Raw genomic sequence first — 23,578 nt, 5'->3', positions numbered from 1 at the left:
CACGCCGCTCTCCGCGCCGTGCTCAGTTATATTACCAAATCTTCTCCCCCTTGTCAAAAAAAATGTTAAATTTTTTTATCTTTTTTTAGTCCAAACTGTTCTTCATCAAATGTAACCGTTATCATTCCCGTTTTTCCCATTTTTTATCGACAATTATTCACCCTTCTCTCTCAAAAAAAAGAAGCAGAGTTTCCTACTTCTCAAGCTGTTTGATCTTTTCGATTCTTTGAATATGACGCGGTCCGTTTGAAAACGGCGTTTCTATAAAGGCATGTACGATATCTTTACATGTTTCGATCCCCGTTGTGCGTTGCCCCAATGCCAAAATATTGGCATCGTTGTGTTCTCTGGTCAAGCGTGCCATGGTCGTGTTGGTGCAAAGTCCGCAGCGGATCCCTTTGATCTTGTTGGCCGCAATGCTGATGCCGATCCCCGTTCCACAAAGTACGATCCCCAGATCAGCTTCTTTGGATAATACTTTATCGGCACATGCTTTGGCATAATCCGGATAATCCACGCTTTCTTCCGAATCCGTTCCACAGTCGATCACGGTATGCCCTTCTTCTTCCAACATCTTTTTGATTTCCAGCTTATAAGTAGTAGCTCCATGATCATTTGCCATTGCGATTTTCATATTTTTAGATCCTCCTTCATCCATTCATAATCTTCCTTACTTATATAAATACTGCATTTTCCATCCTTACACAAGAACTTCCCTTTTCCATCTTCTAATGAAATTCGATTCGACGGATCAGTAATATCCACCATTTCAGAAGTTTGCGTGAGTTTAAATTCTTTAACGCCGGCCCAGCCGTTGGTCATCACCACAACGATAGGATGTTCACTTTGAACACACCAGCCGATGCAATGCGGATCATCAAAGCGATCTTCAATCGTCTCCGGATCCAGTAAATGTTTACGGATCCATACCATTTCGTTCAAGAACGAAACTTTTGCCTTGCCATCTTTCGGAATACCGGCATGATCCCCATAAAATACACATGGACATACAGAATCCCTTAACAAGATCAAGGCATAGGCATGGACCTTGAACCAATCTTCGACCCACGACTGTAAAGCCTGTCCCGGCTGGGTATCGTGGTTATCCACAAAAGCCACAGCACTTTGTGGCTCTTCCTGGGTCAATGTCCCATCCAGGATCTTTGACATATCATATCGATCATACGAACGAGATGCATCATATAAATGAAAGTGCAGCGGCACATCAAACAACAACATGCTGTAAGAAACCTTGACCAGATAGGCTTTTAATTCCTGAATATCTCCGCTCCAGTATTCGCCGACCGCGAACAGATTATCCTGGCTTTCCTGACGCATCGCATTTAACCAGCCCGGAAAAAATGCCGCATCAATACTTTTTACCGCATCCAGACGATAGCCGTCGATTCCTGTCAGATCACGATACCAAATTCCCCATCGATACAGTTCTTCGACCACTTTCGGATTGGAAAAATCCACATCGTCCCCCATGATATAGTCATAATTTCCATTTTCCTGGGAAACATTTTCGGCCCATTGTTTGTGATAAAACTCTAAAAGTTTTGTCTCTTTGGTTCGGGCATCATAGTCCGTCCCCGTAAAGCACGACCAGTCCCATGTGAAATCAGAATATTTCTTGTTGCGACCGGGAAAAGTAAACCGCGTCCAGACTTCAACTTCTTCTTCATCCGATATCGCTTCATCACGATCAGCCCAGCTGATTTCTTTCGCTTTGATGACCTCTTTGCCATCCGCCCCCATGCGATGATTAAAAACGATATCCGCAATGATCTCCAAATGATGTTCATGAGCCGTTTGGATCGCTCTCAAATACGCATCCTTCGTTCCATATTTTGTGGGGACCGTTCCCTTTTGATCGAATTCTCCCAGATCGTACATATCATAGACACCATAGCCGACATCACTGCGGCCGCCCTGCCCTTTATACGCAGGCGGAAGCCACAGCCGATCATAGCCAATCTGGGCCAAACTTGATGATTCCCGGATCAAACGATCCCAGTGTTGAGCATCCTCAGGCAGATACCATTCAAAATATTGAAGCAGTGTATGATTCATGATCGTTATACCTTTTTGGAGAAACGCGTACGGCAGCTGGGACAAGTGATCTCAATGTTCCCTTTGCCTTTGGGCACGCGAATGATCTGCGCACATTTCGGACAAACAAAATGTTTGTAGGCACTTTCTTGAAAATTCTTTTGGATGGCTTTGAATGTATGCGTGATCTTGGTGCGGATCGCAATAAATTTCATATTCTCCGCTTGTCTGCCATAAATATTGCGCGACAGCGACCGAAAGAGATAGGTAAAGAACACTAAAAAGAACAAAAACGAAACAATGATATTCGGCACAAAAAACGACAATGCCAAAAAGATCAGTTCCAGAATAAATAAAAATTGATTCAAGGAGTCATTTCCATAACGCCCCGCAAAAAAACGAATTAATTTTTCTTTCATTTCTATTATCACCTATCGCCAGTTTAACATAAAACCAAACCAACAAGAAGCAGATTCATTTCACGAACCTTAAGCACTAGATCTTGCGAATATAATCCGCTTTCCGTTTTGCCGCCGGTTTGATCCCTTCGGGTTTTCCATAACCAAGGATCACATTGCCGATCCCTTCATACGCTGGATCAATGCCCCATTGTTTCATGAGTTCTTGACCTTCTGGCGTTTGGAAAACTTCCCGTGCCCGATAGATATAACAAGAATCTACACCTGCCGCATGGGCCGCATTCAATAGATTGCCCATCACCAGATTCGCATCGTCACGATAAGTAGGCACTCGCGTATCTCCGAAAACAACGACAACGATCGGCGCTCCATAAAAAGGGTCGATATCGGTTTTCATAATTGCGGCATTGAGTTGAGAGATCTTGTCTCTAGTTTCTTGATCCTGAACGCAGACGATCAAAGGCGATTGTCTTCCCATCCCGGTAGGGGCATAGGTCCCTGCTTCCAAGATCGCATCCAATACGGATTCTTCCACTTTTTGGTCCGTATAAGCCTTACAGCTTCTTCGTGTTTTGAACATTTGAATCAAATCATTCATGATGAAACCCTCCTATATATTATATAATACCAAACGGCTTTGACACTTCTGATCAAAAATCCCAAAATTTAGTGAAGGCACATACAACTCTCACATACTTTCACATGAAGAGAAAATAATTTATCCAAAACTCTTTTTTATACTAAAGGTGTGTTAAGGGAACACATAAAAAAATCTCTTCATATATCTCTCTCCTAAAAACAATAATAATCGCAAAAGTGACATCCAATCGGATGTCATTTTTGTATCTGAACAACCTATGAAAACATTGTTTTCATAGTTTTCTGAAAAAAAACTTAACCGCTTTTTCATTTTTGTGATATACTACTTCCATGTAAAACAGGAGGGAATCATGTCAGATTTAAAAAAGTTGTATGAAGTTGTTCAACAGCGCAACAATGGTGATAAAGAATTTTTACAAGCTGTCGAAGAAGTCTTTGAATCTTTAGAAGTAATCGAACAAGTTCATCCGGAAAAACTGGATGATGATGTCTTGGCTCGTATCGTAGAACCAGAACGTCAGATCATCTTCCGTGTGCCTTGGGTTGACGATCAGGGAGTAACCCATGTAAACCGCGGTTTCCGTATTGAATTTAATTCCGCTTTAGGCCCTTACAAGGGAGGACTTCGTTTCCACCCTTCCGTCAATGCCAGCATTATCAAATTCTTAGGATTTGAACAGATCTTTAAGAACTCTTTGACAACCCTGCCCATGGGCGGTGGAAAAGGCGGATCTGATTTTGATCCAAAAGGAAAGAGCGATGCTGAAGTCATGCGCTTCTGCCAAAGCTTCATGACAGAATTATATCGTCACATCGGACCAAACACAGACGTGCCGGCCGGTGATATCGGTGTAGGCGGTCGTGAAGTCGGCTATCTGTTTGGACAATATAAACGTCTCAAAAATGAATTTAGCGGCGTCTTGACGGGTAAAGGTTTGACCTTTGGAGGCTCTTTGGTTCGTACTGAAGCAACCGGTTATGGATTGTGTTATTTCACCCAAGCCTTATTAAAGGATAATGGAACAAGCTTCGAAGGCAAGACCGTAGCAATCTCTGGAAGCGGAAACGTAGCGATCTACGCCTGTGAAAAAGCTACGGAATTAGGTGCCAAAGTTGTGACCATGTCCGACTCTAATGGTTTTGTTTACGATCCAGATGGTATTGATTTGGCTTGTGTCAAAGAAATCAAAGAAGTACGTCGCGGGCGTATCAAAGAATATGTAGAGACCCATCCAAACGCAACCTATACGGCAGGAGCTCGTCCTTGGCAAACACCATGTGATATCGCTTTACCTTGTGCGACTCAAAATGAATTGGATCTGGAAGATGCCAAAGCCTTGGTGGCACATAAAGTATTCGCCGTTTGTGAAGGCGCCAACATGCCAACCACTCCAGAAGCTATCCATTACTTGATGCAGAATGGTGTATTCTATGCCCCAGGTAAAGCCAGCAACGCCGGTGGTGTCGCATGTTCTGGATTGGAAATGAGCCAAAACGCTCAGCACTTGTCTTGGACTCGTGAAGAAGTCGATGCTCGTCTTCAAAAAATCATGGAAAGCATCTTTGAAACTTGCCGTGATACCGCAAAAGAATACGGTCACGAAAAAGAATATGTTGTCGGTGCCAACATTGCTGGTTTCTTAAAAGTAGCCGAAGCCATGAAAGCACAGGGAACTGTATAAAATGCCAAAAAGGACCTTCGCGGTCCTTTTTTTAATGCTTTCTTCGAATGATCCATAAAACACCAGCCAGGGAAACGACACCCGTCACGAGCCATCCCGCTGCCGATGTCTTCCATGAGGTAGAAGGACTTGTTTCTTTCTTTGCGGAAGATTCGGGATCTTCTTTTTCAAGATTTCCTTGGTCCGTTTCTTCTTTTGGATCCTCACTCAGATCGGGATGGGAATCATCTGGTTTTGATTCTTGTTCTGGCTCTTTATCTTCATCTTCTCCCGGGATCACCGGTTCCGCTTCCTTTTCTTTGACTTCAACAGGGATCGAAACATCTTCCAGGATCCGATAGTTTTGCGTATCTTCCGGCGTATAGGTCGCTTCAAAGCCAAAGGTTCCCGTTTCCTTGAGGATTTGATCGGGATCTTTCCACGCAAATCCTTCCGGAAGAATGACCGTATCCAGTTTGTCATCTTGCCATCCAGAGAGATCGGAAGGAATCGTGATCGTTGGTTTGGCTTTATGGATCGTAAATTCACGAACATCTTCCAAGCCGATATGGATCCCATCGGATGGAACTATCGCCTTCACATACCAGGTTCCCGCATCAGTAGGTACTTCGCTGCCAAACGGGCCTTCCTGAGATGCCGAATACGTAAAAGATACCTCGCCAAAGGCTGCCTGGGCACTTGGGGTGGATGGGGTCTGTCCATACGTCCAATCTTGGATGTTCAACGGCTGGATCCAGGAGTTTTCCTCTTCAAAAACAATCGATGCCGTAAATTGAGAAGCCCCTACTTTATATTCATAAGAGATGGTCATTCCCGGTTTCACATCTTGGATAACGGCATTCTGGATGTCAGCCGAACTATTGGGGATGATCGCTGCCGGGTCGATATTCGGATCTAAGCTGCGTAAATCGTATGTTGTTTGGTTTTGCGGGATCCGAACGGTATAGGCTCGCTGATTTTGCATATCGATCTGGGAAGCATTCGAAATATCCGTATGCACCGAGATCATTCGATTGCCGCTCAGATTCACGTTGGCACCATTTAAGTAAGGAAATCCCGTCAGATCGATCGTGGAAAGATTGGTGGTATGGCACCATAACTGCGTCAAATTTTTATTCGCAGAAACATCTAAACTCGTCAACGGTGTTCCGGAGATCCAGATACTTTGAAGCTGCGGGTTCTGGGAAAAATCAAAACGTTCCGCATTCCCTGCCAAATACGTAAACACCTTTAAGTTAGGGTTGCTTCGTGTATCGATCTCTTTCATCAGACTGCCTCCGACCACAAGTTGTTCCAACATAGGATTTTGAGAAACATCCAATTGCGTCAAAGTATCATGAAAACAATTGACAACACTTAGTTTGGGATTATGCGTCAAATCCAGTGTAGAAATCGGATTTTCATCACAGAACAAGGTCGACAGTTCCGCGTTTTGCGATACGTCCAAACTTGTAATTTGATTTTCTTCACAATTTAACTCTTGCAGATTGGGGAAATATTCAATTCCCTGCATGGAGGTGATTCCTTGGTTGCGAAGGATAATAGAATGAACCGCAGCCTCTTCCAAAGTCGATAAAGAGCCATTATGATCCGTGTCAATCGTTTGCGTCACATAAGAACGAAATACCGGATCCGGAAAACTGACTTCCGAGATTGGCAAATCTTCTAAAGCATACACAGGCACAAAGTTCATACCCAATCCAAAGAGAATAAAAACTGCTATGAAGCTTTTTCTCAGTCTTTTCATAGAGACCTCTTTTCCAGATAGCTTTTCTATCTATAGGCATCATAACAGTCTTACGGATTATAGGTTATTGATATGCTCAGACAATTTTAGGAAGCTGCAACACATGGACCTCTCCGGCGTTGATCTCAAACACAGATACCGAACAATTCGGGACCAGAGCACGGGTCAAATTTTGTTCTTGGGCCTTCTGATAAAAAGCCTTTGAATGTTCTTCGAAAAACTGGCGAATCACAGAACCATGGCTGACGATCAAAATATCGCCCGTTTCTTTTTGTTCCAGTTCTTTTACGGCCGCTAAAAACCGCATGGCCGCATCGTGGCGATTTTCGCCTCCATGGGCATAAAATTCCTCCTGGATCACATTCCCGTCCGGGAAGATCTTTCGGATCAATTCCCCTTCGTACTCCCCAAAATAAACTTCTTTGAATCGTTTCTCTTTTTTTCTGGGAACTTCTCGATCTTGTAAGATCAGATCCAAGGTATCAGCTGCTCTTTCGCTGCCCGAATGATAGCCAGCAGCCAAAGGGATCGATTCAAAATAATGAGAGAGGTGTTTCGCTTGTTGGATCCCCTGCTCTGTCAAGGGAGAATCACACCACCCCTGTACTCTTCCTCTTTGATTAAACATGGTATTTCCATGACGAACTAAATAGACTTTCATAAAGATCTCCGTTTCTTCTCGATTATATCATAATCTTGGAGTTAATTATCCCTAATCAAGAGTGGTTGTGATGCTTTTGGGGATTTGTTAGAATAGGAACATCATAAGGGAGTAGTTATCTTACAAATCCGTAAGTGAGTAAATCAACATAATGATCGGTCGATCTGGTTTGCTGTAAAAAACGAGACTTGTGCGTCTTTTCGCATGGTCTCGTTTCTTTTTTCGGGAGGTTTTATGGATACTTTTACTTTAATTTTGACCGCCGTTTCGCTAGCTATGGATGCCAGTGCAGTATCTTTGGCCAAAGGGATGGCGCTGCCCCATAAAGTTCTTTTAAAATATGCGTTTTATTTAGGCCTGGCCTTCGGCTTTTTTCAAGCTTTGATGCCTTGTATCGGCTATTTTGCGGGCATTCAATTTGTAAACTTGATCTCGAATATCGACCATTGGATCGCCTTTCTTTTGCTGGGCTGGATCGGCTTCAATATGATCAAAGAAGGAAAAGAAGAACAACAAGCAAAGGAATCCATCGATTCGATTCCTTTCAAGACCATTCTGCTTTTGGCGATCGCCACCAGTATCGATGCCCTGGCGGCAGGGATCAGTTTTGCGTTTCTCAAGGTTTCCATAGGATATGCAGCGTTTTTGATTGGCACGATCACCTTTTTTCTTTCTTTTTTCTGCGTTTTATTAGGAAAAAAACTCGGTTCTCTTTTCCAAAAATATGCCGAATTCTTAGGCGGGATCACTTTGATTCTCTTAGGGGGCAAGATCTTGATCGAACATCTCTTTTTCTGATCGAAAACCGGTTGCACTCTTAAAATGGATATGGGAAAATGATTTTGTTCAAGGAAGGTGTATCTTATGAATGAACATTCTATGTATTATGAACAATATACCGAAATTCTAAAATATGAACTGGTTCCTGCCATGGGATGTACCGAGCCGATCGCGATTGCGTACTGCGCTGCCAAAGCAAGATCCTTAAGCGATGATCCATGTACAAAAGTCATTGTCGAGGCCAGCGGGAATATCATTAAAAACGTTAAAAGCGTGACCGTTCCCAATACCAACGGACTCAAAGGCATTGAAGCGGCCGCGGCCGTTGGTATCGTTGCAGGCGATCCGGAGAAAAAATTAGAAGTGATTGCTTCCGTATCGGACCAACAAAAAGAAGAACTGAATCGATTCTTACAATCGACGCCGATTGAGGTCCGGTATCTGCGCTCCCCGATCCCCTTGGATATGATCATCACTTTGGAGACAACGCATGGATCTAACAGCGTTCGTATTGCCGGAAGTCACGATCATATCATCTGGATGAAACAAAATGACAAAGTGATCTATGAAGATACGATACAGGAAGAAGAAGCGCCGCCGATCGATACTTCTTTTATGAGCGTCGAAGGGATCCTGGATTATGCGACACATTGTGCTCTTGAATCGGTCAAACCCACTCTAGATCGTCAGATCCAATACAATATGGCCATCGCTCAGCGTGGTCTGGAACAAAATTACGGTGCCAATATCGGCAAGATCTTGCTTAGACGCAAAGACTCAAGTTTATTGAATAAAGTCAAAGCCTATGCGGCGGCCGGCAGTGATGCCCGCATGAGCGGATGCGAACTGCCTGTGATCATCAACTCCGGAAGCGGAAACCAAGGCATGACCGCCAGCATCCCCGTGATTGTCTGGGCAAACGAAAAACAGGCTGATAAAGATTCTCTCTATCGTGCCCTATTGGTATCCAATCTGATCACGATCCACCTCAAACAAGGCATTGGGAAGCTAAGTGCCTACTGTGGTGTGGTCAGTGCCGGTGTCGGAGCGGCCTGCGGGATCTGTTATCTGCAAGGCGGTGATCTGCATGCGATCTCTCATACTTTGGTCAATGCGATTGCCATGATCTCCGGAACGGTCTGTGATGGAGCCAAGGCCAGCTGCGCCGCCAAGATTGCCAGTGCTGTAGAAGCCGGACTTTTAGGCTATGAAATGTATTTAAATGGGCAACAGTTCAAAGACGGTGAAGGAATAGTAACCAAAGGTGTTGAAAATACGATCCGCAATATCTCCCTGCTCGCAAAAGAAGGTATGCAGCAAACCGATAAAGAGATCATTGAGATCATGACCGGCTGTTGTTGATGAAGGCAAGTGAACTGCCTTCTTTTTTTTGTGGACACAAAAAAAGAGATCGTGTTGATCTCTTTTTCATGTTATTCCTCAAAAGATGCCTGGATATCTAAAGATTCAGCTTCTGGAGCTGTATCTCCTAAAATGCTTTCATGATCGAGTACATCTTCATTCAAGCTGGCTTCTTCGTCTAACGCATTCGCATTGATGATCTTATCAAATTCTTCATCTTTGACTTCATTCATTCGTGCCAAACGTTTATCGCGAAGTTCTTTTGCCTTGGCTTTGACCAGTTCATTTTGCGGACGATTTCCTGTACATCCGGTTCCTGCTGGAATCAACTTACCGATAATGACATTCTCTTTCAATCCGATCAAATGATCGACCTTGCCTTTGATAGTCGCATCCGTCAACACTTTCGTTGTTTCCTGGAAGCTGGCAGCCGACAAGAAAGAATCCGTTTCCACAGAAGCCTTTGAAATCCCCAGCAGCACTGGTTTGAACTGCGCTGGCGTTTTTCCTGACAACAAGGCATCACGGTTGATCTTGGTAATGTTGTTCAATGACAACTGAACACCTACATTCAGATCCGTATCACCGCTGTCGACCACGATGACTTTCTTCATCATCTGTTTGATCATCACTTCCAAGTGTTTATCGGAAATTTCGATACCTTGAGACTGGTATACTTTCTTGACTTCTTTCAAGATATAATCTTGCACTTCACGTACACCCGCTACGCGCAACAATTCTTTTGGATCTAACGGTCCCTCTGTCAAAGCTTCTCCAGCCTGGATCTGAGCACCGACCTGTACCCAAGGACGCATAGACTGGTTGGCATTGATCTTGTGAGAAATGCTTTCACTTTCGTTGGTGATGATGACTTCCTGACGCATTGTACCTTCGATTCGTTCAATCGAAGTGATCTCACCAGAGATCTGGGCAATCGCCGCAACCCCTTTTGGACAGCGAGCTTCAAACAACTCTTCAACACGAGGAAGACCTTGTGTGATGTCCCCTGTACCGGCACCGGCTACCCCACCGGTGTGGAATGTACGCATGGTCAGCTGTGTACCTGGTTCCCCAATACTTTGAGCAGCCATGATACCGATTGCTTCTCCGACCTCAACATCTTTTCCTGTTGCCATGTTGCGGCCATAACATTTACGGCACACCCCATGCGTCGATTTACAAGTAAAGACAGAACGGATATACATACCGGTGATACCGGCATCAACGATCTGTTTGGCAATCTCTTCGGTAATAAATTCATCGCTGGCAATGATCAGTTCGCCTGTATTTGGATCTGTGACATCCTGTTTTGAATAACGGCCCACCAAACGATCCATCAACGGCTCGATCACTGTGTTATTCTTGCGGTCGATCAAAGATTCAACCCAGTATCCTTTATCTGTACCACAGTCATCTTCTTTGATGATGACATCTTGGGCAACATCCACCAAACGACGAGTCAGGTAACCAGACTCGGCTGTTTTCAAGGCCGTATCGGTCAAACCTTTACGCACACCATGGGTACTGGTAAAGAATTCGGATACATTCAATCCCTCACGGAAACAAGAATAGATCGGAACCTCGATGATGGAAGATACATATCCGCCGCCGGCAGCCTTACCATGTCCTGGCTTCGCCATCAATCCACGCATACCCGCCAGCTGTGTAAAGTTTGAACGGTTACCACGGGCTCCGGAACGAGCCATCATGTTGATTGGGTTTTTACGCGGCAAGTTCGCCAACAATTCATCTGCGATCTCGTCTTTTACATTTTCCCACAGTTTATTCAAGTGGCGTTCCCACTCTTCCATCGTCAACATACCTTTGCGCTGCAGATGTTTGAGTTCTTCCGCCTTTTTACGACCATATTCAACGTGTTCTTCCTTATTCGGCGCTACCTCGATATCGCTTAAGGATACCGTGATACCGGCAACAGTCGAATATTTGAATCCCATGGATTTGATCTGGTCTAAGATTTCTGCTGTCTGATCCACCGAATAACGGTTAAAGACTTCGGCAATGACTTTTCCCAGATCTTTTTTCTTCACGGCCGGAGTCACTTCCAGATCCGCGATGGTTTGTTTCACATTTTGTCCAGGCGAAACAAAGTATTTATCCGGTGTCTTATTGAAGTTTTCTTTAGACACTTCATTCAGATACGGGAAGTCACTTGGGAACATCGAGTTAAAGATGATCTTACCCACCGTAGTGACTAAATAATCGTTTTCATGAATTGGATCGAAGCTGGTCTTATTCAAACCTTTTACCGGCAAAGCGATACGAGAGTGCAAGTGCACTTGTCCGGTCTGATAAGCCATCATGACTTCTTTTTCATCCAAGTAAACATGTCCTTCATTGGCGGCATAAGTTGCCCACTGTTTTGCTTCTTTCGGACAGTCTTTATCTAAGTAACGCTGCGCTTCTTCTTCCAATTCCTGTTTTGTCTCTTCCATTGTCAGATAGAAGTTTCCCATGACCATGTCCTGGCCTGGCGTTACGATTGGTTTTCCATCTTTTGGTCCTAAGATGTTATGGCTTCCTAACATCATGACCAAAGCTTCCGCACGAGCTTCTTCGCTCAGCGGCACATGGATCGCCATCTGGTCCCCGTCAAAGTCCGCATTGAAAGCCGTACATACTAACGGATGCAGACGCATAGCCCGTCCTTCTACCAATTTTGGCAAGAAGGCCTGAATCCCCAAGCGGTGCAAAGTTGGCGCACGGTTCATCAATACCGGATAGCCGTCGATGACTTTTTCTACGACATCCCAAATTCTTGAATCACGGCGTTCGATCAGTTTCTCGGCATTCTTTGGATTTGCTGCCAACCCTTCGTTGACGATCTCATTGATCACAAAAGGCTTGAACAGATTGATGGCCATTTCACGAGGGATCCCGCACTGATACATTTTCAGATCCGGTCCTACGGCAATAACGCTACGTCCAGAGAAGTCGACACGTTTTCCCAGCAAGTTCTGACGGAAACGGCCTTGTTTTCCCTTTAAAGAATGAGACAGAGATTTTAAAGCACGTCCTCCCGCTCCTGTGATCGGTTTCGAACGGCGTCCGTTATCGATCAGAGCATCCACGGCTTCCTGAAGCATACGTTTTTCGTTTTGAACGATGATATTGGGTGTTCCCAGATCCAGCAGCTTACGCAGACGGTTGTTTCGGGTGATCACACGACGATAAAGATCGTTCAGATCACTGGTCGCAAAACGTCCCCCATCCAGCTGCAGCATTGGTCTTAGATCCGGTGGAATGACCGGAATATTCGTCAGGATCATCCATTCCGGTTTATTTTCACTGTGACGGAAAGCATTGATCGTATCTAAGCGTTTGATCAACTTTTTACGCTTTTCGCCCTGGGCTTTATCCAAAGCATCCTGTACGTCCTGGTATTCCTGTTCCAGATCGACATCTTGTAAAAGACGAAGAACAGCTTCCGCACCCGTCTGGGCCGTGAAAGCATTTGAACCATAGATGGCCATGTTTTCACGATATTCTCTTTCTGAGAGAATTTGTTTGTAAGCCAGATCCGTTTCTTTTGGATCCGTTACGATATAGCTGACAAAGTAAACCACTTCTTCCAGCTGTTTTGGAGTGACATCCAATAACAGAGCCATTCGCGACGGGATCCCGCGCAGATACCAAATATGCGCCACCGGAGCAGCCAAATGAATGTGTCCCATACGTTCACGACGAACGCTGGATTTTGTGATCTCAACACCGCAACGGTCACAGACCACGCCTTTGAAACGTACTTTCTTATATTTTCCGCAAGCACATTCCCAGTCTTTCGTAGGGCCGAATATACGCTCACAATACAACCCGTCACGTTCGGCTTTTTGAGAACGGTAATTGATCGTTTCGGGTTTCGTCACTTCTCCATGCGACCATTTTAAGATCGTTTCCGGAGAAGCCAGACGAACCTGGATCGAGGCAAATTTATTGATTGACATTCTTATTCAGCCTCCTCTTCTGTTTCTTTCTGTGCTTCTTCTAAGTCGTTGACCAGTTCTTCCTGAGGCATAGGTGGCGCTGCCACGACACCTTCATCCTCATCATCTGGATTTAAGTCAACTTCCTGATTGTTTTCATCCAACAGGCGGACATCGATAGCCAAACCTTGCAGTTCGTGAACCAAGACGCGGAAAGATTCTGGTACCCCTGGTTCTGGAATATCTTTTCCTTTGATGATGGCTTCATACGTTTTGATACGTCCCTGGATATCGTCAGACTTGATCGTCAAGATCTCCTGCAAAGTATGGGCAGCCCCATAAGCTTCCAAGGCCCAAACTTCCATTTCCCCGAAACGCTGACCACCATTCTGGGCTTTACCACCCAATGGCTGCTGCGTAACTAAAGAATATGGACCGGTTGCACGGGCATGCAGCTTATCGTCAACCATGTGAGCCAACTTGATCATATACATGACTCCCACGCTGATCCGTTCATCAAACGGCTGTCCTGTCTGTCCGTCATAGAGTACCTGTTTCCCATCGCTGGTCATCTGGGCCTCTTTCATGATGTCTGCCAATTCTTCATTCGAAACCCCGTCGAATACCGGCGTTGCGAATTTGACACCCAATTTTTTAGCGGCATATCCCAAATGAATCTCCAGGATCTGCCCGATATTCATACGGGAAGGTACACCAAATGGGTTCAAGATGATATCGATCGGTGTTCCATCCGCAGTAAACGGCATATCTTCAATTGGCAAGATCTTAGAGATAACACCTTTGTTTCCATGACGTCCGGACATCTTATCCCCTTCGGAGATCTTACGTTTCTGAACGATATACACCTTGACACGCATGTTGACTCCCGGAGGAAGCTCCGAACCGTCTCCTCGTTTGAAGACGCGGATCGAATGCACGATACCGGCTCCGCCATGAGGCACTTTCAAAGAGTTGTCACGAACTTCACGTGATTTTTCACCGAAGATCGCCAACAACAATTTCTCTTCCGGAGATACTTCGCTTTGTCCTTTTGGTGTGACCTTACCAACTAAGATATCGCCTTCTTTTACTTCGGCACCGACCATGATGATCCCGTTTTCATCCAATTTACGCACAGCGCTTTCTCCGACGTTTGGAATATCGCGGGTAATCTCTTCCGGACCTAATTTTGTGTCACGGCAGTCAATATCATATTCTTCGATATGGATCGAAGTATACACGTCATCACTGACCATGCGTTCGGACATGATGATGGCATCCTCGTAGTTATATCCATACCATGTCATGTACGCAATCGTCACATTCTGTCCTAAAGCCAATTCGCCATTTTCCATGGAAGGTCCATCGGCCAGAATGTCACCTTTTTCTACTTTTTCTCCAGCTTCTACGATCGGACGCTGGTTAATGCATGTTGAAGCGTTGCTTCGTGCAAATTTGCGAAGCTGATAGGTACGCTCCTGTCCTTCTTCGTTTTCGACAACGATACGAAGGCTGTCGACATATTTTACCGTTCCCGATTCTTTGGCAACGATACCGACCCCAGAATCTTTCGCGATCTTATATTCAATACCTGTACCGACAAATGGTGAATGCGGTCTCAACAACGGCACCGCCTGACGCTGCATGTTGGCACCCATCAGGGCACGGGAAGCATCGTCGTTTTCCAAGAACGGGATACAAGCTGTTGCCACGGATACGATCTGTTTTGGACTAACGTCAGCCAATTCTACATCTTCGCGATTGGCGATGATTGTTTCCCCGCCTTTACGAACAACGACATGTTCATTGATCAAACGACCGTCACGAACCTCGTTGGCCTGTGCGATCAAATAATCATTTTCTTCATCAGCGCTCAGATAAATGGCTTCTTCCTGTACCGTTCCGTCTTTATTGACGATACGATAAGGAGTTTGGATAAAGCCATACTCATTGATCTTGGCATATGTAGTCAAGTTCGAGATCAAACCGATGTTTGGTCCTTCTGGTGTTTCGATCGGACAAATTCGGCCATAGTGAGAAGTGTGAACGTCACGCACTTCAAAACCGGCACGATCACGTGTCAGACCGCCAGGTCCCAAGGCTGAGATACGGCGTTTGTTGGTCAATTCGGCCAACGGGTTTTGTTGGTCCATAAACTGAGACAGCTGAGAGCTCGAGAAGAACTCTTTGATGGCTGCCGTCAAAGGACGAATGTTGGTCAATTTACGCGGTGTCAGATTTTCCAGTTCCTGGATCGACATACGTTCTTTTACGACACGTTCCATACGGGACAAACCGATACGGAACTGATTTTGGATCAATTCGCCCACCGAACGAATACGACGGTTCCCTAACATATCGATATCGTCTGTGGTTCCTACCCCTTCCATTACATTCAAGTTGTAGGAGAAGAAGGCATACATATCAGACATCGTGATCGTATGTTTCTGAGCGAACGGATCATTTCCGCAAATCTTGATCGTATCGCCTTCTTTATCAATTACATAAACTTCCTGTACACATGCACCGATCAGCCATGCAGTGATTTCTTCGTTTAAAGCACGCTGGCGAACGGCCATGACGGCTTCTTCTTCCAAACGATCTGGTTCTACGCCTACCATATAACGTTCTTGAACCAGTTCCATTTCACCATCGACAACATCCAGGCCTTTCGCATTGGTCAAACGGCCCAATGCGAATAAACGCTGACCATAGTTAAAGACTGCTTCACTGTTTTCAGCCGTCAAGACAACTGGTTTCGCAATCAAGCCGGCATAGATCGAAACTTCTTCCACACTTTGAAGCATTTCTACATCCTGGGCTGTCAATACCATGCCGCGATCGAAAAGAACGCCTTGTACCTCAACATCTTCGGCTAAGATACGTCCAATCAGACCTGTGCGGTATGACGTTGGGATCTTCACGATATCTTCTTCGTGGAATTCGCTGCGGAACGGATAAGGAACACAATAAGGTCCTTTTGCCAGTTCTTCACGCAACGCATTTCTTTCATCACGGTGGATCAATGTTCCTTTTTCCATGAAGACGTTGCCATTGACATCCACGATATCATGCGCCAATGTCGTTCCATCCATACGGGCGATCGCATTCAATTTTTTACGTAATTTATAGCGTCCTGCCTTGGTCAGATCATAACGGCGATGATCAAAGAATTTAGCCTGCATCAAAGTAATGGATCCATTCAATGTCGGGATCTCATCACTGCGCTGATTTTCATAAAAAGACAGTAAAGCTTCCTGCGTCGTTTTTACTTTATCGTTAAGCAGGGTGTTTTCAATTTCTTCATATTTTCCAAAGAAGGCTGTATATAAGAGCAGATACAGATCCATATATTCACGGTTTTCCGGATCGGTTGCGACATCTTCCCAATTTCTTCCCAGAGCTTTTAAGAAGATCTCCATCTGTGTTGTATCGGTCGTATTTTCATTAACTTCCAAATTCAAAGACATACCGATCGCCTTGAACAAGATCGTAAATAAGACTTTACGACGACGGTCGATCGATACATTGATCGTGCGCCCATTGGAAGTCTTTTTCTGCTCCGTCATGAACTCCAGCCAAGTTCCACGGCTAGGAATCAATTCACAGGCATAGTTTTCCTTCCCTGTTTTTTCATCGTAGTTCTCCGAGAAATAAGCTCCCGGACTACGAACGATCTGGCTGACGATCACTCGTTCGGCACCATTGATGATAAAGGTTCCGGTTTCCGTCATTAAAGGGAAGTCTCCTAAATAGACTTCTTCACTCTTCAATACAACTTCACCCGTATCCGGATCGGTGATCTCCAGTTCCATCTTTGCGTAAAGCGGAGCTGCGTAGTTGCATTCTCTGTACATGGATTCTTCAGCATTGTATTTTGGCTGCCCAAAATGATAGCTGACATAGTTTAATTTGATATTCTTCCCGTAGTTTTCGATCGGGTAGATTTCTTCGAATACTTCCTGGATCCCCTGCTTGATAAACCATTTAAATGAATTGGTCTGGATCTCAACAAGGTTAGGTAATTCCAATTTCCCACTCACTTTGGAATAATCTCGACGTGTGGATTTCTTTCCGCAATCGAGGATGTGATACGCTTTGTTTGTGCCCATGCATGCCATCCTTTCGTTGATTTTGTTCTGCGTTTCCAGCCCAAGGCGCACTTCCCCCTTAGACTATTATGCAATTTATAATACTAGCCTACAAAACGCAAGAAGTCAATTCTATTTTATCAAATTTTTACACAAAAATATGGCTTTTTTCGTTCATTCTTGCCTTTTATCTGACGATAGAGAAAAAACGCCAACAATGCCGTCAAAAACTCCGTGACCAAAGCTGTCAGCCAGATGCCGGCCATCCCCAGACACCTCGCCAGCAAAAAAGCCATAGGAAGTATCAGTACCAGGCCCCGGCAAAGCGAAAGCAGATAAGAAGGCACGGTTTTTTCTATCGAAGTAAAGAACAAAGAAAGCACGATATTCACACCCGCAAAAGGGATCGAACAAAAATAGATCCGTAATCCCGCTTCCGAGATATGTTGAAGACTCTGATGATGTTCACTGTTGAAGACGGCAGTGATCCATGGCGCAAATCCGGCAATCACGCCATAAAGTACCAGCGAACAGCCCAAGGTTGTCACCAGGGCATACTTCAGTATTTTTTTAGACTCCGCCAAAGCTCCGGCTCCATAAAAGCGGCTGACCAGCGGCTGGATACCTTGCGCGATCCCGGTAAAGATCGCTACAACCACAAAAGCGATATTGGCGGTGATCCCATAAGCAGCCACTCCGATATTTCCCGCTAATCCTAAGATCAAAAGGTTAAATACGATCATCACGATGCCGCCCGACAGCTGCGTCACCAAGGAAGGAAATCCCAAGACCAAGGTCTGTTTGAGTAAAGCGGGCCGAATCGGCATGCGCTCAAAATGAAATGTATTCTTTTTTTGAAGCCAATGCCGCGACAAGATGCCAATACTGATCAGCGGCGACAATCCCGTGGCCAAGATGGCGCCAAAGATTCCCATATCCAAAGGAAAAATAAAGACATAGTCCAACACAACATTTGATAAACTGCCAATCACCATGGCAATCATTGAAAGTTGGGGCGACCCGTCATTGCGGACAAAACACAAAAAGAGATCATTCAGAATAAAGGCCGGCGCAAACAATAAAAGCCAATATAAATAGGTATTCGTCATGTCCAAAGTTTGAGCATCCGCCCCTAACCAAGATGCCAGCGGATACGATGCCCAGATTCCAATTCCCATAAAGAAAAGCGAGAAAACCAGTGCCAAAAGTAAAGCGTGCGTATATACCGCATTGCCTTCTTTCTTTTGTCTTTGACTTTGAACAATCGAAAACTTGGTTGCCGCTCCCATGCCGATCATCAACCCGGTCCCGTGGATAAAGTTATACAGCGGAACCGCTAAGTTTAACGCCGTCAGTCCGTTGGCCCCGCATCCTAAAGAAATAAAGAATGTGTCTGCCAAGATATAGCAAGAAACGCCTAACGATCCTAAAACACTCAAGATCGTATACTCCATAAATATCTGCAGATTCGCCTTTTGTTCCATATTGTCTCCTCCAAAATAAAAGCGCCCTTCTTTTCTATCTTCAAAGGCCTAATGATAGAAAATAAGGCGCTGTATTCCTTACCCGGCGGCAAGAAAAACTGATTTAAATTGTTTCACAAATCGAAGCAGACGCCTCTTCCCGGCGTTTGCGGTCAATCTCGATCCATTCATCCAAGGTCATCGGCTGATAATCCGAATACATACAAAAACAGTTGATGAACTGACATGGCACATGTTCCATTTTGCCGCCAATTGTCGGACGGATCTGTTTCTGGATAAAATCCTGGTAGGCATCCAAATACACTTGATCTTGTGTGCTGTGGATATGCCCATGAAGCATATACACTTTGGGATTCCCGGCTTCATCCCGACGATATTGTCCATTATAACAGGCGATCGGATAATGTGACAAAATGACTTTTCGGCGATTTTCATTCAGTTCCGCGTAATCTTTGATCCACACAAAACGCGAAGGATCAAAATTTTTATCTTTGATAAAGCGGTCATGATTGCCTTTGATCAAATACAGTTTTCCTTTTAAGACCGATAGAACTTCCATGGTCTGTTCTAAGGATCCCCAGCTGAAATCGCCCAAGATCACGACTTCATCGTTCTTGCGAACTTTTTCATTCCAGCGTTCGATCATATAGGCATTCATCTGCTCCACTGAATCAAAGCCCCTTTGATCCATCTTGGTGTTCAATGCCTGATGAAAAAAATGACAATCCGCAATGTAATAGCGCATAGAATCCCTCCTTCCTCTTTCAAAAAGAGCGGTCTTGCCGCTCTGTCCATTTATTCAATTGTACACGTGTAGCCAGAATCTTCGTAGCTCTCTTGCGTCTCTTCCAAAGAAATGTACGCACTGTCGACTTTGCCGGATTCCAAAAGACCGGCTTCCATCAGCTGATCATGATCTGCAACCGTATAGTCGATGGTTACGGTGATCTCCACATGTCCTTCAACGATCTCCCCTACAGCCTGAACCCCTTCCAGATCTTGATACATTGATTCTAAAGACTGGTTGATCTTTTCTTTGATCGCATTCTGATCCAGATCTTCGCTGATTCCCAGATCCGCAAAAGACATGGAGAATGTCTGTGTCATTTTTTGAATTTGATCCCCTTTGGCTTCAAACGTCAAAGTTCCCTGGGTCTCGGAGTCACACTGCATCACTGCCGGTGTGTCATCTTGTTCAACTTCCGGTTCTTTGGTCTCCTTTAAAAAACTTTCATCCACATCGCTCAGTCTGGCACAGCCCGTCATCAACAAGCAAAGACATACAAAGCCCCATCTTTTTTTCATGATATGATCAGCCCCTTAATGTCTTCAGTTTATCATAATGGTTTTACGCTTTTCAAGAAGAGGGCCAACTCCTTTAATCCGGCCTGGAAGTTTTCCGGATCTTGGCCAAGCCCTAAACGCATGTATCCTTCTTTGTCAAAACAAGACCCCGGTACAAAAAAGATGCCTTTTTCTTTCAACAACCGTTTAGCCATCGATTCCGAATCCTTCATGCCATGGATCTGTAAGAAGGCAACCGTTCCTTCTTTGGGGATCACGCAGGAAAAATCCGGATGGGCCCTTAACCAGGATCGCAAGAAGCCTTTATTGGTCTGTAAGATCGTACGGGTCCTTTGTAAGATCTTCTCTTTATTCTGCAGTGCAATCATCCCTAAGGCATCGCGCAGTTCTCCGGTAGAGATCATGACATAATCACGGCGGGCATTGATCTTTTGGATTACATCCCGCGGTCCTTTGACCCAGCCTAAACGAAGCCCGGCCAACCCGAACAGCTTGCTTAAAGAAGAAGTAGAGATCCCTCTTTCATAGAGATCGCTGATACTTTCGAGATGTTCAGGATCGCGATAGACCTCATCACAAAGAATATAAATCCCTTTTTTTCGGCATACGGCAATCAGCTCTTCTAAAAAAGGAAGCAAGAAGAGTGTTCCGGTCGGATTGTTGGGATTGTTCAAGATCACCAGTTTTGTATTTTCAGTGATCTGATTTTTAAAATCATCCAGCGAACAAGACCAATCCTTGGCAAGATCCAGATGGACCAAAGAAACGGTGCAGCCCAGAGATTCGGGATAACTGACAAACTGCTGATAACCCGGCACACAAGTGATCACATGATCTTGAGGTTCGAGCAATGTATCCATGACCAAGGTATTGGCTTCCAGACAGCCGTTGGTCGTGGTGATCTGATCCGGATCCTTGCCCTGATACAGATTCAAGATCTCTTGGCGCAAACTTTTCTTCCCTGTGATCTCTCCATAATCTAAGAGAATCGATGAAGGATCCAACTCCCCCATGTCCAAGAGTTCCTGTAAAGAAAAAGAAGAAGCACAAGTATCGGTAAGATTATACTTCGCCTGTCCTTCATTCTCATTCATCCATTGTTCGACTTTAAAATCTTTCAACTTCATTCGTAGAATACCTTGCTTAAGAAATCCTTGGCACGATCAGATTGTGGATTGGAGAAAAATTCTTCACTGGGAGAATCTTCCACAATCTCTCCGTGGTCTAGAAAAACGACCCGGTTTCCTACTTTGCGGGCAAAGCCCATCTCATGCGTTACAACGATCATGGTCATTCCCTGATTGCCCAGATCTTTCATAACTTCCAATACTTCTTTGATCATCTCGGGGTCTAAAGCACTGGTCGGCTCATCAAAGAGCATCATTTCCGGATCCATACACAAGGCGCGAGCAATAGCCACACGCTGTTTCTGTCCTCCCGACAAGTTGTTTGGATAAGCGTCGCGTTTCTCTGCCAGACCAACACGTTTCAAATATTCCATTGAAGTTTTTTCTGCTTCTTCCTTGGTCTTGCCTCCGACCTGGATCTGCGCCAGATTGCAGTTTTCCAAGACCGTCATATTGGGAAACAAATTAAAGTGCTGGAACACAAAACCCATTTGATTTCTTTGTTGGCGATATTTTTTTTCGTCCGAAGGATCCATCACTTCGCCATTGATGTAGATCTTTCCGGCATCTGCTTTTTCCAAACCATGAATGCAGCGCAAAAGCGTACTTTTGCCAGAACCGGAAGGACCGATCAAAGAGACGATTTCTCCCTTGTTGACTTCCAATGATACATCGTTCAAGGCATGAAGCTTACCAAAATTTTTTTCTACATGTTCTACTTTAATCACTGACAGCCAACCTCTTTTCTACTTTTTTACCAATATAGGAAATACTGATCGTCATGATCAAATAGAAGATCGCCGCCAAGGCATACGCAGACATATAATCGTAATAGGTATTTCCTACGATCTGCGAAGCCTTCAACAGTTCTACTGCTCCAATTGTGGAGATCAAGGAAGAATCCTTGATCAGAGTCACAAATTCACTGATGATGGGTGGAACGATCAGCTTGAACGCTTGCGGCAATACGACAAAGCGCATGGTCTGCCATGAACTTAATCCTAAAGTTTCACAGGCTTCCCACTGTCCTTTATCGACTCCATTGATCCCGCTTCGGATCAGTTCGGTCGAATAAGCCCCCGAGTTGATGCTCATGGCGATGATACCAATTAAATACACATTGATACGGAGGACTTCACCGGTAATGGCGGTATAGATTGAAGGGACAACCGAAAACAAGATCAAGATCTGCAGCAGCATCGGCGTTCCCCGGATCACTTCCACATAGAAGTTTCCGATTGCCCGAAATATCAGGTGTTTTGAACGTTTAGCACTGGCGCCTAAGACGCCTAAAATCAATCCAATAAATAGGGATAGTATGGCTATCCCTAATGACATCAAAGCACCCTTTCCTAAATAAAGAATGTTCTCGGATGTAAAAACCTGCTCTAAGGAAACAAACATACTATCCCTCTTCCTGTTCTTCTTACTTTTCTAATGGAAGCAAGTCGTATTGATCACAGAGTGTCAAATAGTCTTCGCTTTCCGTGAATGCCGCAATACATTTATTGATCAAATCGATCATTTCCGTATTGCCTTCTTTCGCTACGATATAGTTTTCTTCATCCAGTAAAGTGCCATCAACCATCGTGAAGCTTCCGCTTTCCACATATTGTTTTCCTACACCCAGGTCAACGATAGCGGCATCGTATTGATTGGCAGAAAGTCCTGTAAAAATATCTTGTACATTTTGTACACTGGATACTGTCGCATCTTCTACTTCATTGGCTGCGATCTCTCCGGTAGCCCCTGTCTGAGCGGCTAAATGTTTTCCTTTTAGATCATCAATCGATGTGATGGAAGATCCTTCCGGTACAACGGCAACTTGAGCCGTCTTGATATAAGGATCAGACCATTCTACAGCACGTTCTTCTGAATAAGTGAATCCCGATACACCCAGATCGATCTGATCTCCCTGAAGCTGTGTGATGATGTTGTCGAAACTCATTTCTTTAAATTCCAGATTGTAGGTCTTTCCTTCTTCTTCCGTCAGATACTCTTCAAACCAGGCAACCATGTCCGGGTCAAATCCGACGATATTTCCATCCGTATCTTTACTTTCATAAGGAGCATAATCCGGAGAGACTCCGATCGTGATCGTTACCGCTTCTTCTGAACCTTCCTCTGTTGCGGCCGGCTGGCTTGAGCAGGCAACCATTGTACATGCCATTGTGGCAGCTAATCCCATTTTTAAAAATTTACTTGTCATATTCTTTAACCTCTTCTTTCTCTTTTCTTTTTGTCAATTATTGTATGATGCGAATGCGTCGCATCGTCGTCGGTCTTCGCTTTTCATCCGCATCCTCCTCTCTACAAAAAAATCG

General features: G+C 44.7%; 18 protein-coding genes. 3 read left to right on the top strand and 15 right to left on the bottom strand.

Going from position 1 to position 23,578, the window contains the following annotated elements:
* Positions 1-193: 193 nt before the first annotated feature.
* The 4 genes from rpiB to Q0J48_RS03150 form a co-directional block, all read right to left on the bottom strand.
* Positions 194-634, bottom strand: coding sequence for a ribose 5-phosphate isomerase B (rpiB, locus tag Q0J48_RS03165; RefSeq protein WP_296241572.1), 441 nt, complete (start codon positions 632-634; stop codon positions 194-196).
* A complete protein-coding gene (locus Q0J48_RS03160; RefSeq protein WP_296241571.1) occupies positions 631-2,076 on the bottom strand; it encodes an alpha-amylase in 1,446 nt (481 codons plus the stop codon). The genes rpiB and Q0J48_RS03160 overlap by 4 nt, the downstream gene beginning before the upstream one ends.
* Before the next feature lie 5 nt (positions 2,077-2,081).
* The gene (locus Q0J48_RS03155; RefSeq protein ID WP_296241570.1) at positions 2,082-2,474 is read right to left on the bottom strand and encodes a hypothetical protein; all 393 of its coding nucleotides are present in this window, start codon (positions 2,472-2,474) and stop codon (positions 2,082-2,084) included.
* A gap of 76 nt (positions 2,475-2,550) precedes the next feature.
* Entirely contained in the window at positions 2,551-3,072 is a 522-nt protein-coding gene (locus Q0J48_RS03150) for a nitroreductase (RefSeq protein ID WP_296241569.1), read from the bottom strand.
* Between the two features lie 352 nt (positions 3,073-3,424).
* Here Q0J48_RS03150 and gdhA point away from each other — a divergent pair, with 352 nt between their 5' ends.
* Complete coding sequence (gene gdhA / locus Q0J48_RS03145; RefSeq protein ID WP_296241566.1) at positions 3,425-4,756, top strand: NADP-specific glutamate dehydrogenase; 1,332 nt, start codon at positions 3,425-3,427, stop codon at positions 4,754-4,756.
* Positions 4,757-4,787: 31 nt separating this feature from the next.
* Here gdhA and Q0J48_RS03140 read toward each other — a convergent pair whose 3' ends face one another.
* Together Q0J48_RS03140 and Q0J48_RS03135 are read right to left on the bottom strand one after the other, a co-directional pair.
* A complete protein-coding gene (locus Q0J48_RS03140) occupies positions 4,788-6,503 on the bottom strand; it encodes a hypothetical protein (RefSeq protein WP_296241564.1) in 1,716 nt (571 codons plus the stop codon).
* Between the two features lie 76 nt (positions 6,504-6,579).
* Positions 6,580-7,164 carry a histidine phosphatase family protein gene (locus Q0J48_RS03135; protein WP_296241562.1) on the bottom strand — a complete coding sequence of 195 codons (585 nt, stop codon included), beginning with the start codon at positions 7,162-7,164 and terminating at the stop codon, positions 6,580-6,582.
* Positions 7,165-7,398: 234 nt separating this feature from the next.
* On the opposite strand from Q0J48_RS03135, the gene Q0J48_RS03130 reads away from it, so the two are divergent.
* Together Q0J48_RS03130 and Q0J48_RS03125 are read left to right on the top strand one after the other, a co-directional pair.
* Positions 7,399-7,962: a manganese efflux pump MntP family protein gene (locus Q0J48_RS03130; RefSeq protein WP_296241559.1), complete on the top strand. Its 564-nt coding sequence runs from the start codon at positions 7,399-7,401 to the stop codon at positions 7,960-7,962.
* A gap of 66 nt (positions 7,963-8,028) precedes the next feature.
* Positions 8,029-9,306, top strand: coding sequence for a serine dehydratase subunit alpha family protein (locus Q0J48_RS03125; RefSeq protein WP_296241558.1), 1,278 nt, complete (start codon positions 8,029-8,031; stop codon positions 9,304-9,306).
* Between the two features lie 71 nt (positions 9,307-9,377).
* Here the strand turns inward: Q0J48_RS03125 and rpoC are convergent, their stop codons facing one another.
* From rpoC to Q0J48_RS03080, 9 genes are all read right to left on the bottom strand, one after another.
* The gene (gene rpoC / locus Q0J48_RS03120; RefSeq protein WP_296241557.1) at positions 9,378-13,268 is read right to left on the bottom strand and encodes a DNA-directed RNA polymerase subunit beta'; all 3,891 of its coding nucleotides are present in this window, start codon (positions 13,266-13,268) and stop codon (positions 9,378-9,380) included.
* A 2-nt stretch (positions 13,269-13,270) separates the two neighbouring features.
* Complete coding sequence (locus tag Q0J48_RS03115) at positions 13,271-17,359, bottom strand: DNA-directed RNA polymerase subunit beta (RefSeq protein ID WP_296241555.1); 4,089 nt, start codon at positions 17,357-17,359, stop codon at positions 13,271-13,273.
* Positions 17,360-17,478: 119 nt separating this feature from the next.
* Positions 17,479-18,822, bottom strand: a complete 1,344-nt coding sequence (locus tag Q0J48_RS03110; RefSeq protein ID WP_296241553.1) for an MATE family efflux transporter — start codon at positions 18,820-18,822, stop codon at positions 17,479-17,481.
* 103 nt (positions 18,823-18,925) lie between these two features.
* Positions 18,926-19,567, bottom strand: a complete 642-nt coding sequence (locus Q0J48_RS03105) for a metallophosphoesterase (protein WP_296241551.1) — start codon at positions 19,565-19,567, stop codon at positions 18,926-18,928.
* A 50-nt stretch (positions 19,568-19,617) separates the two neighbouring features.
* On the bottom strand, positions 19,618-20,127 hold the full coding sequence (locus Q0J48_RS03100; protein ID WP_296241548.1) for a DUF1307 domain-containing protein: 510 nt from the start codon (positions 20,125-20,127) through the stop codon (positions 19,618-19,620).
* Positions 20,128-20,159: 32 nt separating this feature from the next.
* A complete protein-coding gene (locus Q0J48_RS03095; RefSeq protein WP_296241546.1) occupies positions 20,160-21,254 on the bottom strand; it encodes an aminotransferase class I/II-fold pyridoxal phosphate-dependent enzyme in 1,095 nt (364 codons plus the stop codon).
* Positions 21,251-21,982, bottom strand: a complete 732-nt coding sequence (locus tag Q0J48_RS03090; protein WP_296241545.1) for an amino acid ABC transporter ATP-binding protein — start codon at positions 21,980-21,982, stop codon at positions 21,251-21,253. The genes Q0J48_RS03095 and Q0J48_RS03090 overlap by 4 nt, the downstream gene beginning before the upstream one ends.
* Positions 21,975-22,658, bottom strand: coding sequence for an amino acid ABC transporter permease (locus Q0J48_RS03085; protein ID WP_296241544.1), 684 nt, complete (start codon positions 22,656-22,658; stop codon positions 21,975-21,977). The genes Q0J48_RS03090 and Q0J48_RS03085 overlap by 8 nt, the downstream gene beginning before the upstream one ends.
* A 22-nt stretch (positions 22,659-22,680) precedes the next feature.
* On the bottom strand, positions 22,681-23,463 hold the full coding sequence (locus Q0J48_RS03080) for a transporter substrate-binding domain-containing protein (RefSeq protein ID WP_296241543.1): 783 nt from the start codon (positions 23,461-23,463) through the stop codon (positions 22,681-22,683).
* Positions 23,464-23,578 lie beyond the last annotated feature (115 nt).

The sequence above is a fragment of the uncultured Faecalicoccus sp. genome (assembly GCF_944325745.1).
GTDB lineage: Bacteria > Bacillota_I > Bacilli_A > Erysipelotrichales > Erysipelotrichaceae > Faecalicoccus.
The sequence above is the reverse complement of the archived record's forward strand: the minus strand, read 5'-3'. Positions and strand labels throughout refer to the sequence as shown.